General features: G+C 44.6%; 15 protein-coding genes and 1 pseudogene. 2 read left to right on the top strand and 14 right to left on the bottom strand.

The window, feature by feature from the left end:
* Nucleotides 1-29 precede the first annotated feature (29 nt).
* From MmiEs2_RS00675 to MmiEs2_RS00655, 5 genes are all read right to left on the bottom strand, one after another.
* A complete protein-coding gene (locus MmiEs2_RS00675; RefSeq protein ID WP_316559525.1) occupies nucleotides 30-431 on the bottom strand; it encodes a pyridoxamine 5'-phosphate oxidase family protein in 402 nt (133 codons plus the stop codon).
* Nucleotides 432-975: 544 nt separating this feature from the next.
* A complete protein-coding gene (locus MmiEs2_RS00670; RefSeq protein ID WP_316559524.1) occupies nucleotides 976-1,992 on the bottom strand; it encodes an isocitrate/isopropylmalate dehydrogenase family protein in 1,017 nt (338 codons plus the stop codon).
* A gap of 141 nt (nucleotides 1,993-2,133) precedes the next feature.
* Nucleotides 2,134-2,898 carry a 3,4-dihydroxy-2-butanone-4-phosphate synthase gene (gene ribB, locus MmiEs2_RS00665; RefSeq protein WP_316559523.1) on the bottom strand — a complete coding sequence of 255 codons (765 nt, stop codon included), beginning with the start codon at nucleotides 2,896-2,898 and terminating at the stop codon, nucleotides 2,134-2,136.
* Nucleotides 2,899-2,955: 57 nt separating this feature from the next.
* Complete coding sequence (locus MmiEs2_RS00660) at nucleotides 2,956-3,504, bottom strand: GNAT family N-acetyltransferase (RefSeq protein ID WP_316559522.1); 549 nt, start codon at nucleotides 3,502-3,504, stop codon at nucleotides 2,956-2,958.
* A gap of 30 nt (nucleotides 3,505-3,534) precedes the next feature.
* Complete coding sequence (locus MmiEs2_RS00655; RefSeq protein ID WP_316559521.1) at nucleotides 3,535-4,194, bottom strand: winged helix-turn-helix domain-containing protein/riboflavin kinase; 660 nt, start codon at nucleotides 4,192-4,194, stop codon at nucleotides 3,535-3,537.
* Nucleotides 4,195-4,393: 199 nt separating this feature from the next.
* Between MmiEs2_RS00655 and MmiEs2_RS00650 the strand changes: the two genes are divergently transcribed.
* Nucleotides 4,394-5,017 carry an HVO_0476 family zinc finger protein gene (locus MmiEs2_RS00650; RefSeq protein WP_316559520.1) on the top strand — a complete coding sequence of 208 codons (624 nt, stop codon included), beginning with the start codon at nucleotides 4,394-4,396 and terminating at the stop codon, nucleotides 5,015-5,017.
* A 372-nt stretch (nucleotides 5,018-5,389) separates the two neighbouring features.
* Nucleotides 5,390-5,677, top strand: coding sequence for a hypothetical protein (locus tag MmiEs2_RS00645; RefSeq protein WP_316559519.1), 288 nt, complete (start codon nucleotides 5,390-5,392; stop codon nucleotides 5,675-5,677).
* Between the two features lie 69 nt (nucleotides 5,678-5,746).
* Here the strand turns inward: MmiEs2_RS00645 and artA are convergent, their stop codons facing one another.
* From artA to lysS, 9 genes and pseudogenes are all read right to left on the bottom strand, one after another.
* Complete coding sequence (gene artA / locus MmiEs2_RS00640; protein ID WP_316559518.1) at nucleotides 5,747-6,592, bottom strand: archaeosortase A; 846 nt, start codon at nucleotides 6,590-6,592, stop codon at nucleotides 5,747-5,749.
* 56 nt (nucleotides 6,593-6,648) lie between these two features.
* A complete protein-coding gene (gene pscS, locus MmiEs2_RS00635) occupies nucleotides 6,649-7,830 on the bottom strand; it encodes an O-phospho-L-seryl-tRNA:Cys-tRNA synthase (protein ID WP_316560254.1) in 1,182 nt (393 codons plus the stop codon).
* 78 nt (nucleotides 7,831-7,908) lie between these two features.
* Nucleotides 7,909-8,202: a DNA-directed RNA polymerase subunit L gene (locus MmiEs2_RS00630; protein ID WP_316559517.1), complete on the bottom strand. Its 294-nt coding sequence runs from the start codon at nucleotides 8,200-8,202 to the stop codon at nucleotides 7,909-7,911.
* An 80-nt stretch (nucleotides 8,203-8,282) separates the two neighbouring features.
* Complete coding sequence (locus MmiEs2_RS00625; protein WP_316559516.1) at nucleotides 8,283-9,341, bottom strand: exosome complex RNA-binding protein Csl4; 1,059 nt, start codon at nucleotides 9,339-9,341, stop codon at nucleotides 8,283-8,285.
* A 176-nt stretch (nucleotides 9,342-9,517) separates the two neighbouring features.
* Complete coding sequence (locus MmiEs2_RS00620) at nucleotides 9,518-10,153, bottom strand: METTL5 family protein (RefSeq protein ID WP_316559515.1); 636 nt, start codon at nucleotides 10,151-10,153, stop codon at nucleotides 9,518-9,520.
* The gene (locus MmiEs2_RS00615) at nucleotides 10,150-10,509 is read right to left on the bottom strand and encodes an antibiotic biosynthesis monooxygenase family protein (protein WP_316559514.1); all 360 of its coding nucleotides are present in this window, start codon (nucleotides 10,507-10,509) and stop codon (nucleotides 10,150-10,152) included. The genes MmiEs2_RS00620 and MmiEs2_RS00615 overlap by 4 nt, the downstream gene beginning before the upstream one ends.
* Before the next feature lie 22 nt (nucleotides 10,510-10,531).
* On the bottom strand, nucleotides 10,532-11,578 hold the full coding sequence (gene dph2, locus MmiEs2_RS00610) for a diphthamide biosynthesis enzyme Dph2 (RefSeq protein ID WP_316559513.1): 1,047 nt from the start codon (nucleotides 11,576-11,578) through the stop codon (nucleotides 10,532-10,534).
* Nucleotides 11,578-12,155: pseudogene (gene hpt / locus MmiEs2_RS00605) on the bottom strand (hypoxanthine/guanine phosphoribosyltransferase). Before hpt ends, dph2 begins: the two are co-directional and overlap by 1 nt.
* Nucleotides 12,156-12,274: 119 nt before the next feature.
* Entirely contained in the window at nucleotides 12,275-13,873 is a 1,599-nt protein-coding gene (lysS, locus tag MmiEs2_RS00600) for a lysine--tRNA ligase (protein ID WP_316559512.1), read from the bottom strand.
* Nucleotides 13,874-13,942 lie beyond the last annotated feature (69 nt).

The raw sequence follows: 13,942 nt of genomic DNA, 5'->3' as shown, positions 1-13,942 counted from the left end.
CCGAATCCGTTTTTGAAAATGAAACAAAATTAAAGTTTAACCGTTCTCGGCTCTTCTGTAAATGAATAGAAAGTGGCTTCGCCGTCATCGATGTAGAAGAATTCCAAAATCGGATTGTCCGGAGATTGATACATCGGAACAAAGAAAGGCGCGGAAGCGAATGCTTTTTCTGCGATTTCTTTTCGGGTGTCAAAGACGACTTTTCCTCTGACGCGAATCCAAGTGCCGCCGTCGGCGGAGGTTGCTGACAATTCAAAGCGCGGATCTGCCTGAAGCTGTTTGAAAACATCTTTTTGATTGTTGGTTGTCATGTACAATTTGCCGTTGTCTTCCATGATAAAGCCGAACGGTCTGACGCGCGGGCCTTCGGGGCTGCATGTTGCGATGTAGAAAGTCGGGTTGTCGGTTAAAAATTTTAAAACTTCTTCCATAATTTCACCATATTTTTGATTTTTTTAATTTTTTTGTCTTTTGACTTTGAATTTTATGTTACAATTAAGGATTTTTTTTCAAAATCCACCCTGAATGCTTTTAAACGCTATTTTCGGTTAAGTAATTTTTTGAATTATTTAAAATTCAAATTTACTTTTACCTGCTGTTTGTATTTGCTGTTTATGTTTGCCGTTTATTTTTATTTTGTTTGTACACTTGCTGTTTGTATCCGCACGCCGGTATCTGCCACTTGCATCAGCTCTTTTTTAGAGCAGCCGTTCGCTCTCGCGAACGGGGGCACAGATTACCTTACTGTTTCCGTTCCGCTGTTACCTTACTGTTTCTGTAAATACAGTTGCCGCCTTGCAGGCCTGCCTCTGCCGCGCCGTCCGCCGCGCGCGAACTGCATCCGTTTCAATAATTTTTCAAAAACAAGCCGCAATTTTAATGAAAACAAGAAAATGAAAAACAAAAATAAACATCAAGAGAAATCAAAAAAGAAAAAAAGAAGAAAGAAAAAGAGAAGAATGAATTTTAAATTCTTCACTTTGTCATAATTTCGACCATTTTGTCGGCAACTTCACTTAATTTTTTGTCGCCGCCCATGTCGTAAGTCACGAAACCATCAGCGATTGCCTGCTCGGCCGCCTTGAAAATCTTCTGGGACTGCTCTTTTTCACCGAGATAATCAAGCATCCAAGCGCCTGCCAAAATCGTTGCGTAGGGATTGACTTTGTCCATTCCCGTGTATTTCGGCGCGGAACCGTGCGCCGGTTCGAACATCGCGTAATTGTCGCCGATGTTTGCGGAATAAATCATGCCGATGCTGCCGACGAGCGCGGAACATTCCTCGCTGATGACATCCATAAACAAGTTGGTGGACAGCAAAATTGTCTGATCGAACATCTGCGGGTTTTTGATGAGCTGCATTGCGATGTTGTCGATGTGATATTCCCAAACTTCAATGTCGGGGTAATCCTTGGCGACTTCTTCAACGACATTGAGGAAAGTGCCGCATGTCTTTTTCAAGATGTTGCTCTTGTGAATCGGAACAACGGCTTTGTAGCCGCGGCGTTTGGCTTCTTCAAAAGCGTATTTGGCGATTTTGTGAGACGCGGTTTTCGTGATTTTACGAATTGCAATCACAACGTCGTCTGTCAACTGAACTTCTTCACCGATGTAAAGGCCTTCCGTTCCTTCTCTGACGCAAACGTGTTCGACCGCGCCGAGCGGACCAACTGCGCCTTCAATCGTTTTGATCGGGCGGACATTGGCGTACAAATCAAATGCTTTTCGGATGGAAACCGCAACACTGCGCGGAGAACCGATGCCGCCGGGCGTTGTTGTCGGGCCTTTGAAACACGCGTCGGAATTTTTCATAATTTCCCACGTTTCGGGCGGAATTAAAGAGTCGCCGCCGTTTGCTTTCCACCAGCCTTCGCCGGCATCGCACATCTTAAATGTAACTTGTGTTCCGGAAGCTTTCAAAACTTTAAGCATTGCATCAACCAATTCGGGTCCTACGCCGTCTCCGCGGATAACGGCTGCTGTTTTAGTCATTTCATATCACCTGATAAAAAACGGTATTTGTAATAATAAAAATAAAATTGAAATTCAAACTTTGAATACGATTCTAAAATAAAACATTTCTGTTTCATGAAAAATGATGAAAATAAAAAAAAAGAAACAAAAAAGAAGGAATTAAGCTTCAATGCCTTCTTTCTTCCAAATTTCAAAAGCTTCGACGACTTCCCAACCTTCGACAAAAATCATATCGTTCTTTTCGCCGTAGGCTTTCGCATCCTCTTTGGAAAGCGCTTTGCCGTTCGTATCGTCCAGCATTTCACAGACAACCATTGCCGGTGTCGTTCCGGCCATCAGCGCAAGCGCGATTGAAAGTTCCGTCTGGCCGCGGCGCTCGTCCAAAAGTCCCTTTGAAGCGCGAAGCGTTGCCGTGTGACCGGGTGTTCTGAATTCGGAAGCGAAATCAACCGGCTTTCCTTCAAGCGCCGTTTTCGTCATTTCCCCGAGGCGGCGAATCGTAAACGACCGGTCGTCGTCGGGAATGCCGGTTCTGTTTTCGCGGTGGTTGACCCAAAGCGAAAAAGAAGATTTCTTGTCATATTGAATGTCACCTTCTTTTTCAACGAAAGTGCCGATTTCAAGTTTCGGATTGATTTTGTCATTGGTTGCGGCGGCGGTCACCACATCCGCCATAAACGGCAGTTTCATGATTTCAGATGCTTTCGGGCTGACCGCAACGCAAATCAAACCGCCGCCGTCTTTTCTCATAATTTTGACATCCTGAGGCTGAACAGCCGTTGCCGCGATGACGAAATCGGTTTCACCTTCACGCTTTTCAGAATCATAAAGCAAAAAGAATTTGCCGTCGCGAATCGCTTGAAGCGTTTTTTGAATTTTTTCGGAATATTTGCTGTCGTTTTGGTTTTGAGTTTTGTTGTCCATTGTTTTCACCTTTGATTTTTAACAGTCATAAATAAGAAAAATGAATTTAAATTGAATTTATTCTCTCCAGTGTTCCGGTTTATCTAAAGCGTCAGCACATTTGATTTTCCCTTTAAGATAAGGCTTGCCGCTTTTTGAAACAGATTGCATCATCCAATATTCCTGATGGATTTCCGGAATCGGATAAGGTGCCGGATAACCTGCTTTTTCCGCGCATGGTTCGAATCCGAATTTCGGATAATATTCTTTGTGGCCTAAAACAAAAACCAATTCGGAATCAAGTTCCTGCAGTTTTTGAAGGCCGGACCGGATCAGCGACTCGCCGACTCCTTTCTTTTGGGATGACGGGACCACGGCCAAAGGGGCAAGAATATGCATCATCAGGTTCGCACCGTTTTCAAAAGACGCGCGTGTGAACAAAATATGTCCGACGGCGGTTTCTTCTTCAAAAGCGATTAATGAAACAACCGGCGCGGCACTTTTATCATTTAAGAGGGCCGCGGTCAGCTTTGCTTCTTTGTCATGCCCGAATGCGGTTTCATGAATTTCCATAATCGTTTGAAAATCTTCAGACACCGTTTCACGAATACTGATTTCCGGATACATTTTTGAACCGACTCCCTTTATCCCGTCATTTTAACAAACTTCGCCGACGGTGACTTTAATTTCGTCGCCGTCTTTCAATTTCAATTCCTCGCGCATTTTAACGGGCGCGATGATTTCAAGCAAATCGCCTTGATAATGCGTTCTTTCGGGAACGATAATATAACACTGAATGCCGCCGATTTCGGCGGAATAGCAATCACTTGCGCCGTACGTTCGCTGACCGTCGGAAAATCCGTCGATTTTAATAAACGGCAATTCGTTCATACGCTTTCGATTTTCCAAACAATAATCTTTAACTTTAACATTCAGCGTTCCCGGAAACGGCGTGAAGCCGAGCTTTTCTTTAAATTGAGACGCGTAGCCGTCAATCGAAATATAATATTGTCCTTCGCCGAGGCCGGACGCAACAACGCCTTCCAATTCCAATTGCTCGCGGACGTGAAATATTTTTTTGTAATCGGCAAACTCGCGAGAGAGTGCTTTCATGCCGAGCGGACTGATTTGAATCATCTGGCCGGAAGGCGTGATTTCGCGCGCGATGAGCTCCTTTTCTTCCAAGAATTTCAAATTTCTGGAAATCGTCTTATCGCTGGCTTTAAAATCATGCTCCAGCTCCTTGACGGAAATTTTGACCGGCTTTTGATCGCAGCCGAGCAGTGCCAACGTTTTCAAATATTTGATTTGGTCCATGTTCAGCAAATCCTTTTCAAAATAAATGTTTTCAAGATAACACATCTCAAAAATAAGACGTTTCTCAAATATGAGATGAGATTCTATTAATATTTATCCGTTTATGAAATCGAAATATTTCGAATTTTCAAACAGCTTTGAATATGCTTATATGGGATTGTTTTCTTTCTTTCGCTATACGATATTTAATGTGAGAATTATGCTTGAAGAAGAAAATGAAATTGAAATTAAGTGCCCGAACTGCTCGCCGGCAGATGAAACGTGGCATGAAGTTTTAAAGCCGGGCCAGAGTCCGGTTGCCAAATGCATGGACTGCGGCCACACCCACAGCTACCGCATTCCGCGCGTGAAGATGAAAACCGTCAAAATCATTGTCAGCAACATGGAAGATTCCGTTGTCATGCAGACGCTTTTGCCGGAAGAAGAGCGTTTTTTTATTGACGATGAGTTTGTCGTTGAAGACATCAATTCCGGCGACGTCGTTCCGATTATGATTACGGTTTTGGAATGCGGCGACAAAAGAAAACCGTCGGCCGCCGTCAAAGACATTGACACGATTTGGGGCCGCGCAATTGATGAAATAACCGTAAAAGTTGCGATTCAGCAAAGAGAAATTACGGATCCCGCCGAAATCAAAGTTCCCGGCGATTTCAAATTCGTCGTCGGACAGAACGTAAAAGTGGATGGTAAAGATTATCCGATTGTTTCAATTAAAGTCAGAGGCGGCAGCTTCAGATCAAAAGAAGGCGACTTCGTTCTCGCGAAAAAAGTCAAACGCGTTTACGCGAAAAAACCGATATACGGAAGACGCGGAAGATATTAATTTGAATGAAATATCTTCAACTTTTTTTTATTGATTTTTTCTTTTGTTACTTTTTTAATTTTAGTTTTATTTCATTTTTGAATTCAGTTTTTGTTTTTGTTTCAGCCTCTTTGTTGTGATTAATTTACTTCATAATTGAGTTTGTTTTTGGTTTTTTGTGTTGTATTATATTTATTAAATTTTATCAAAACCGGCGGCAGTAATGCCGCCGCCAATTCATCAACCGGGAATAACATAACCGGCATAATATAATAATTTTGAAAAGATATATATACACAAAATGCCATTCAATAATATTCAATCATACAATTTATAGAAAAATATACATTTGATATAAAATAAGATATTTACATTTAATCGAAGTGAACTGAAATGAAAACGAAAATATTAATTCCGGCAACCGTCATAATGATTTCTGTTTTATTGGCCGCCGGCGCCGTTGTTGCCGCACCCGGGCTTACCGATTATAAAAACGATTCGCCGCCCGAAAATCAAAATATTCAAAAATCTGCGCCGGATTCCGGAAATGAAATTCAGTCTTATTCGATGGATATGAAAAAAACGGAAAATTACGGAAAACCGCATTTCCCGTTAATTGTTTTAATATTCGGATTTACAATGATTGTTGCAATCATTAATTACAGTCTGAAAAAAGAATAAAATATTAAAAAAAGAATCAGAAAAAAGACATGATCTGCAAAAAACAAGATCATATCCTCTGTTTTACATTTACTTCTGAATTCTTAAAATGTATTTGATTTCATCAATGAACAAATCCCAAAGGCCGAGAACGTTATCAATCAAGCCGGGAAGCAATTTCATTGTGATGTACGCTAAAATGACTAAGGCAACGCCTGAGCCTGCTTTTCCGATGTAATGGTGCGCGATTTCAAAGCTGTTTGCGCCAAACCACATGTCGCCGTAAGCAGCAACAATGAAAATGTTTCGAAGCAAATTCAAAACATAAATGACGGGAACGGTCAGCATGAAAACGGTCAGCTTTTTCTTCGGCGTGCCGGGGACGGCAAGGATTAAACCGGTGAAAAAGGCGATGCTTTCAATCGCCGTGCAGGCCAGAATGACACTGACTTTAATGCCGTTGTAAGAAATTGTATCGTAAGCGACCATTTTGGCGTTGTAGCCGAGGAAATTTAAGATGTCGACCGTTTGCGTGGTCACCGTTTCAATGATTAAATGATTGAGCGGCGTAAACAAACTGAACGGCATGTAAATAATGCAGACGACTGCGATTAATTTTGTCAGATCGAAAATCAATTTGACGCGGTCGTTCATCAAAACAGATTCCGGGCTTTTGGAATTCGGATTTTTGGCGCCGCTCTTAAACGCGCGCGCCGCAAAATGCGCGACTAAAACGCAAAACGTGAACAAAAGAATCGTTAAAACAATGTTTGTGTAATCCGCTTTCGCGTAATAATACGGAATCAGCGTAATCCAATAAAAACCGAAAATCAGCCAGCTTGCGCCGCAAATAATTTCAGCAATCTTCATGTCTTTTTTCAAGAGCAGGGAAGCAACCATTAAAGCAACGGAAAACCAAAGCAAGCTTGTCGTCATTTTTATCCTCGTTTTAAATTAAAAATTCGTTTTTGAATCATTGAATTATAAATTCCTTAAATTTCATCGTATTTTTTCAAAATGTCAATAAAAGAGTCGGCAACAAAATTTGTTTTTTCCGCGCCGAGTCCGTATGTGCTGATTTTGAAATTTTTCGTCAGCCCCACTTTGATGCCGTGAATTTTTCGCTCTTTCAGTTCGTCATAAAGGAAATAACGACCGCGCTTTGCTTTTTCGGAAATATTGAAAAAGCCCGGGGCTTCGAAAAACATTAAATCGTGATTGTGCGGATTTTGCCCGAATAATTTGAATTTGTCGGGGGCTTCGTCTTCCAAGCGTTTAATAAACAAGCGCGCGTTTTCAACTTCTTTTTCCCAATTTTCGGGCTGCGTTCTTTTCACAACTTCCGGAAAAGACGCCATTAACGTCATAATCGGCGCGCCACGCGAGGTGCAGCCGAGAAGTTCGACTTCTTTGACTTTGTTGTAAGCGGATTTTCTAAACAGCTGCTCCGCCGCCTCTTCGCCGTTGACGCCGAGAACGCCGACAGGACCGCAGGCCGACATGGATTTGTGGCCGCTTCCGACAATGTAATCGACACCGAATTCCTTCGCGCTGACAGGCATTCTGCCGACAGCGTAAGCGCCGTTTAAAAGAACGGGAATTTCAAATTCATGAGAAATGTCGGCAATCTTTTTGACATCGGCTAAATTGCCGTAATTGCCGTCGGGATATGTCAATAAAGTTAAAAGCGGTTTCTTGCCGTATTTTTCAATGCCGGCTTCGATTGCTTTTTGGAAATCTTCGGGCATGATTTCTTTTTCGGGCTTTTCGGTTTGAACAATTTCAAGACCCGCGCGTTCCGCTGCGACTTTGCTGGAATAATGCGCCCAAGCGTCCATCACGACATAATTATTTTTGTCGGCGGCGGCGCTTGCCAGCGTGTGCATCACTGCGAATTTAGATTCGCGCGCGCCGTTCATCACACGCGCCGCGTCTGTTCCGAGAAATTCGGGCAGCGCTTTGTGAACAAATTCCTGAATCGGCGGCTTTTTGACCAAATCCAGCGCGCCGTTACAATAATCACAAACGGAATAGCCGTCGCCCCATTCGAGAAGAGCATCGCGCGCCGCATCCGTTAAAAGACCGGCCGTTTGAAGCGGATCAATATTGATAAAATCGCGCGTATCGCGCTTGATATACTGAAACATTTGAAGATTGTTCGCTGCCACTGAAATCGCCACCTGAAAGCCCGAGCGCCGCTCGGAAAAAATTGAAAAAAGAATAAAGAAACAGAAAAAAGCAGAATGTTCTGCTTACTTCTGCTGAACAGCTTTTGTGAAAGCTGTTGAAAATTCGTCACACATCGCCATGATTTTGTCGGCGACATCTTTTAAAATTTCAATCGGCTTTTCGCCGGGCATTGTTTTGATGTAGAGAACCGGTTCTCTTTCGACGGAATTGGATAATCTTTTCACGTCATAGAAAGCGGTTTCAATGCGCGGGTCTTCCAAAAGCGTCGCTTTAATAATGTTCATCAGGGTGTGGGTTTCCCCTTTAACGAGAATTTCCATCTCGTCTTTGCCTTGTGAAAGAATTGTAAGTTCCATAATTTAATCTCACTTGTTTAAATATTTAAAATTCTGAATTGAATGATTTCTGATAAATTTATCGGTGAAAAATAAACGGATTAAACGGAAGGAATTCCTTTTCCGTATCCGTCCGCCAATTTGCGTCTTTCGCGGTTGCCGCAGTTGCTGCAAACCAAGCCGTCGTCGCTTCTTGTCAATGATGTTTTGCATCGGGAACAGTAAGCTTTCAAAACGCCGAGGTCGGAATCAACCGTGGACAAACCGATTTTTGAGCTGTCGATGACTTTTGCGCGAACAATGTCGCCGACGCTGAATTCGTCGCTGACGGATTTTGCAAAGCCGTCTTTGATGTTGGAAACGTAAATTTCGGCGTTGCCGTTGTTAACGATTTCTTCATCCAAACTCTTTTCCGCCGCAACAATATTGACGCGCGCGTTGGATTCGCGGACATCCGAAATGGACGCGATCACAATGTCGCCTTCCGTAATCGTGTTCAGCGTTTTCGTCTTGGGAATAACGGAAACCATGCGGTGTTCTTTGTTGATGCCGATGACACCGGAAACCGTCGCGCGGATTGTGCCGTCATCGTTAACGGTTCCGAATCCGGGTTTGTACTCTTCGATTGCGCCGACAATATCACCCGGGAAAACGAATTCTTTCGTTTTCTCGTAAACGATTTTTTCGGGGCGTTTCTTCTTCTCAGCAGGTTTTCTGCCGCCGAAACCGCCTTTGCCGTTTCTGTCGCCGCGTCCGCCGTTGCGATCTCTGCCGCGGCCGCCATCACGTCCGCCGTCTCTGTCACGGCTGCGGTTGCCGTCACGGCCGCCGTTACGGTCACCGCCGCGTCTGTCACTGCTGCGCTCGCTGCCGCTGTCAGATCTGCGTTCGGGACGCTCGGCGCGCTCAGCCGGCGCGCGGCGCGGCTTGTCTTCGGCTTCGCTGCTTTCGGCTTCGGTTGCGCGCGGGCGGCTTGCGCGCCTGACAGGCGCTTCAGCCTCTTGCTTCGCAATTTCGGGTCTGGGTTTTCTCGGAATGCGAGGTTTTTGAGAGTCTTCCGCCGGAGCTGCCGCGACCGGCTCTGTTGCTCTCGGTTCGTCGGGTTTGCCCGCGGTATCTTTCAATCTTCTTCGGATCGGCTTTTTTTGCACTCTGCTCATAAATGAACCTTCATAATTTGATAATCGTGAATCGCAGCAATTTTACCGTTTTGCTGCCATAATTAGATTTGCTGAAAACCATTTTCAGCGCTGTTATATTCAACTCGGTGATAGGAATATATCTTAAACATAGATAAAATAATCTTTTACGTTCATAAAAAATCAAAAACCAAAAATCAAGATTTGGATTCGATTCTGTAAATTTCAACATCAATTGTTTGAACTTCTTTTTTATGAAAATCAAACGTTTTTCGTATCGGAAACGCTGTTATAAAACAATCTGTTACAACAGCCGGTTTAATAAATTTTTCTATAAAAGCGCGGCTGCCTTTATTGTGAATGGAATAAATAACGCCGCCCGCTGCGATCGCCGCTTCCAAAAACGGCCGATCATTTCCTTTTTCCTGAGCCCCGAACGGCGGATTCATGAGAATCGTATCGGCCCGTTTCAATTCCCCCGATTCAATCTTCCCCGAAATTTTGGAAATATCGGAAACCGCGAATTCAATAACAGATTCACCAATTTCCGCGCCCATTTTTTCAGAATTTTTCTCAGCACTCTTGACCGCGTTTTCATCAATGTCAAAACCGACAACCTCGGCCGCGCCCAAAATCGCCGCACCGATTGAAAGAATCCCCGTGCCGCAGCCCAAATCATAAACTGTTTTTCCCTCAATGTCGCCGCTCATAAAAGCTAAATGAAGAAACGGCGCGGCAACCGTCGCCGGCGTTTTGTATTGTTCATAATTGACATTGGGCGTCTCAAATCCTTCCACTTTTTCAAGCGCCATTTCCAATTTTCGAAGTTTCATAATTTCGCCGCAAATATCGTTTCGCCCAAGTATTTGTCATGCGGAACAAGCAAACATTTGTCAATCGTTTTCCAATACGTTTCATACAAATTTTTCTGAGATGCGCCGTACTGTTCTGCCGTCTCGAATTCCCAATAAAGCAAATAACGAACACTTTTGACAACGCGCGTCAATTTATGCGGCGGTAATCCTTCCTTAACGAGAGAAAAGTCATTGATGTCATGCGTTCGTCTAAAAAAGCGAATCAACAAAACACCATCTTGCTCATTTAAGAATTTTTCAACTTCTTCCATTAAAGTTTCAAATTCATCGATTTTATCCGGCTTGACCTGGTAAACACAAATTTCCGAAAACATTTATTCGCCCCATATAAAAATTTCAATCCTGGCCGCCTTCTAAAATTTCGTCCATCACCAAATCTTCCCACTCGCGCTCGCCCAAAACGATTTCAAATTCCTGCGGCGTTAAAACCGGCGCGGGATATCTGCCGGAATCGTCAATTGCAAGCCGCGGGCAAGCGGTATTGACAAAAGCATCCGCCTTAAACGACAGCATTTGATCGGGCGACACAAAATCCATGAACAAAATAAACGCATCCTTCCCGTGCGCTTTCGCCTTATTTTGAATGGAGTCCGCCAGCGTTTTTCGATATTGGCCGTTTTTGGTTGAAACAATAATACAAAAAGTTTCGGCATCCGCCGCGTTTCCGATGACCGCGCTTCGCTGCATCAAGAATTTGCGGTAATTGAGTTCAAAAACATCCGCCGTAAACGGATCCGCGCAAACGACGCGCTTCTTTGATGAAATCGCCGCGCCGATCGGATGAAACTGACCGCTTCCGATATACAAAAACGCATCACAATTTTCGGAATCGTCGGAATGTGCCGCCGAGAAATTACAGCCGAGAATTTGTCCGGGATAAGCGATTCGGCTGTCGCCGTTTGAAATGATGACGGTTTTTCCGGCATCTTCCAAGATTTTTCGCGCCGCCTCCAATTGATGAACATGCTGAACCGTCGTTAAAATCCCGATTGTCTGCTCCGGCAAAAGCGGAACAGCCGCAGCAATTGCTTTTGAAACATCCGCCTTAGAACGCGTTTCAATAAATTTGACTTTGTTTTCGATTGCGCCCTGTTTTAATTCGGCGTGTCCGAAATGGAAAAGAATGTCTGATTTTTCAATCAGCCGCATATCCAAATCGCAAGCGCCGAAACACGGGTCTGCCGAAATATAAACTTCCGCGCTCGTTTTTTCTTCAATCAATGATGCAATCCCGAGCGCGTGTTTTTTCAATCCTTCGGGAAACTGAAGCCCGACAACAACGCGACCGTTTTTTGTTTTTGAAATCTTTTCGATCTCGTCAAAAACGGCTTTCATCTCAAAATCATAAGACGAATCGGAAGTGAGTGTCGGAAGCTCGGTCATCAAACGCCCCCGATAACCGTGACGCCGCCTGCGGACACGTCAATGTCAACCAAAACAGTCACATCAACGCCTGTTTTTCTTTAATATGTCTCATTCCGGCACCGCGCCCGATGACACAGTAAACGCCGGCAACGCCGACACCCATATCGCCCAGCGTTTCCAACAGCGGCAAAAGCGTTCCGCCCGTGCTGATGACGTCATCGACGATTAAAATGCGGTCGCCGTTGTTGAGACCGTTAATGAAAAGCGCGCCTTTGGAATATCCGGTCGACTGCGAAAGTTCGACTTCGCCTTCCAGGCCGTATTTTCTCTTACGAATAATCGTCACCGGGATTCCCGTTTTCACGGAAAGCGCCGTTGCAATCGGAATTCCCATCGCCTCAACCGTGACAATTTTGTCAACGCTGCCGGTTTTGCCGTCGGCGATAATGAAATTCGCGATTTCTTCCAATATCGCGGGATCCGTTTCGGGAATACCGTCCGAAATCGGATGAATAAAATAATTATAAACCTGTCCGTCACATTCTTTTTGAATGATGGGAGCAGCTTCTAATGATTTCTTTAATTTATCAAGCATATTTTTAATTCAAGGGAATTTGCGGTATTTATACATTTAGAAGAGGAAAGTCGGTTTTGAAGCCGACACCGCCGCGCGCGCGAACGGCACAGTTTTTCAAAAAAAAATAAAAAAGAAAGTTAAGGCTGATATTTCGCAGCCTCTCTGAATCTCTGAACCAAAAAGTCGTTGTCAAACGACGTTAAGAACCAGCCGGCTTTCGGGCCGGACGGCTGTCCCAAAAGCGCGGTGTAAATCGCGATAAAGAAACTCTTGGTATCAATTTCTTCAGCCGGAATTTCGCATCCGGCATATTGAACCATCTTTTTGGCAATACCGGAGTCGGCTTCTTTTGTTTCATAAACAATGCGCTGGATGTCTTCGGGACCGAGTTCTTTTCCGGCTGCTTCGAGTTCGTCCGCGAACGCATTTAAAAACGCGCGCTGCGTGTTTGTCAGAGATGCGGCTTGCACCGGAACGGTGTCTTTGACGCCGAATTTCGCAAACGGCGGCGCGTATTTATCAAGCCAGAGACCGACGTTGCGCGCCATTTGATTAATCATTTCGGGATCTTCATCGAAGCCCGAGCGCTTGGCAATCGCGTCAATTTTGTTCAAATCGCCGCCGGCAACCTGATAAATTGTCACCATTTGCTTAAACGGAATCTTGGATTGTTTCACGTCTTTGGATTTTGAAAGATCCACGATTCTTTCTTCAAAAACCGTCGGCTCTTCTTTGTCACGCATGCGCTCGTATTCATCGACAAGATTTAAAAGCGGCTGTCCCGGATCGAATTTGATGTGCTTTTCCGGGCGCGTTTTCATAATTAAGAAACGAAGCGCTTCGGGCGGAACAACGTCAAGCATATCCGAAATTGAAACAACAACGCCGGAAGACGAAGACATCGCGCCTTTTTCGCCGAGCATAATCCATTCATAAACGATCGGAAGCGGCGGTTCGTGGTTGAAAATTTCACGAGAGATGCGGATTCCGGAATCGTAAGAGCCGCCGCTTGACGCGTGATCCTTGCCGAACGGTTCTGCCGTCACGCCTAAAATTTTCCACTTCGCCGGCCATTCAACACGCCAGGTCAGTTTACCGCCGCCGGTCATGGAAACTTTTCCGGATGTGCCGCAGTCGGCGCACTCGTAGCTGACGGTTTCGTTCGCTTCGTCAAAGCCGGTCACTTTCGCGCTGTTAATACGACCGCAGCCTTCGCAAATCGGGTTAAACGGACTCCAGTCTTCCTGAACTTCCTTTCCCGAAACCTCTTCTAAGATTTTCGCAATGGCATCGCGGTTTTTCAAAGCGGTTTTGATGGCATCGACAAACTTGCCGGCTTTGTATAATTCGTCCGTTTTCAAAACTTTCGGGCGAATGCCGAGCGTTTCCATCGCCGCGATAAACGGTTCCAAGAAGTGGTCGGCATAGCTTTTGTGATTGCCGCACGGGCAGGGGATTTCAGAAATCGGGTGGCCGACATACTGCGCGTACTCTTCTTCTTTTAAGAATGGGTAGACCTTGCGGAGCGGGTCGTAATTGTCGGCGATGTAATAAAACTCGGGTTCTTCACCTTTGGTTTTCAAAGCGCAGTAAACAGCATCAGCCGTCAGCACTTCTCTCATGTTTCCGATATGAATGTGACCGGAAGGCGTAATTCCGGTTGAAATCACATTCTTCTTGTTTTTTGCCATCGCCTCATCCGCGACGACGTCTGCCCAGTGGGTAATTTCTGTCATAATATTCCTTTAAAAATTGATAAAAATAAAAACGGTAAAAAATTAAATTTTCGATTTGAAATGATGTCT

Origin of the sequence: Methanimicrococcus stummii (assembly GCF_032594435.1) — an archaeon.
GTDB classification, from domain to species: Archaea; Halobacteriota; Methanosarcinia; order Methanosarcinales; family Methanosarcinaceae; genus Methanimicrococcus; species Methanimicrococcus stummii.
The sequence above is the reverse complement of the archived record's forward strand: the minus strand, read 5'-3'. Positions and strand labels throughout refer to the sequence as shown.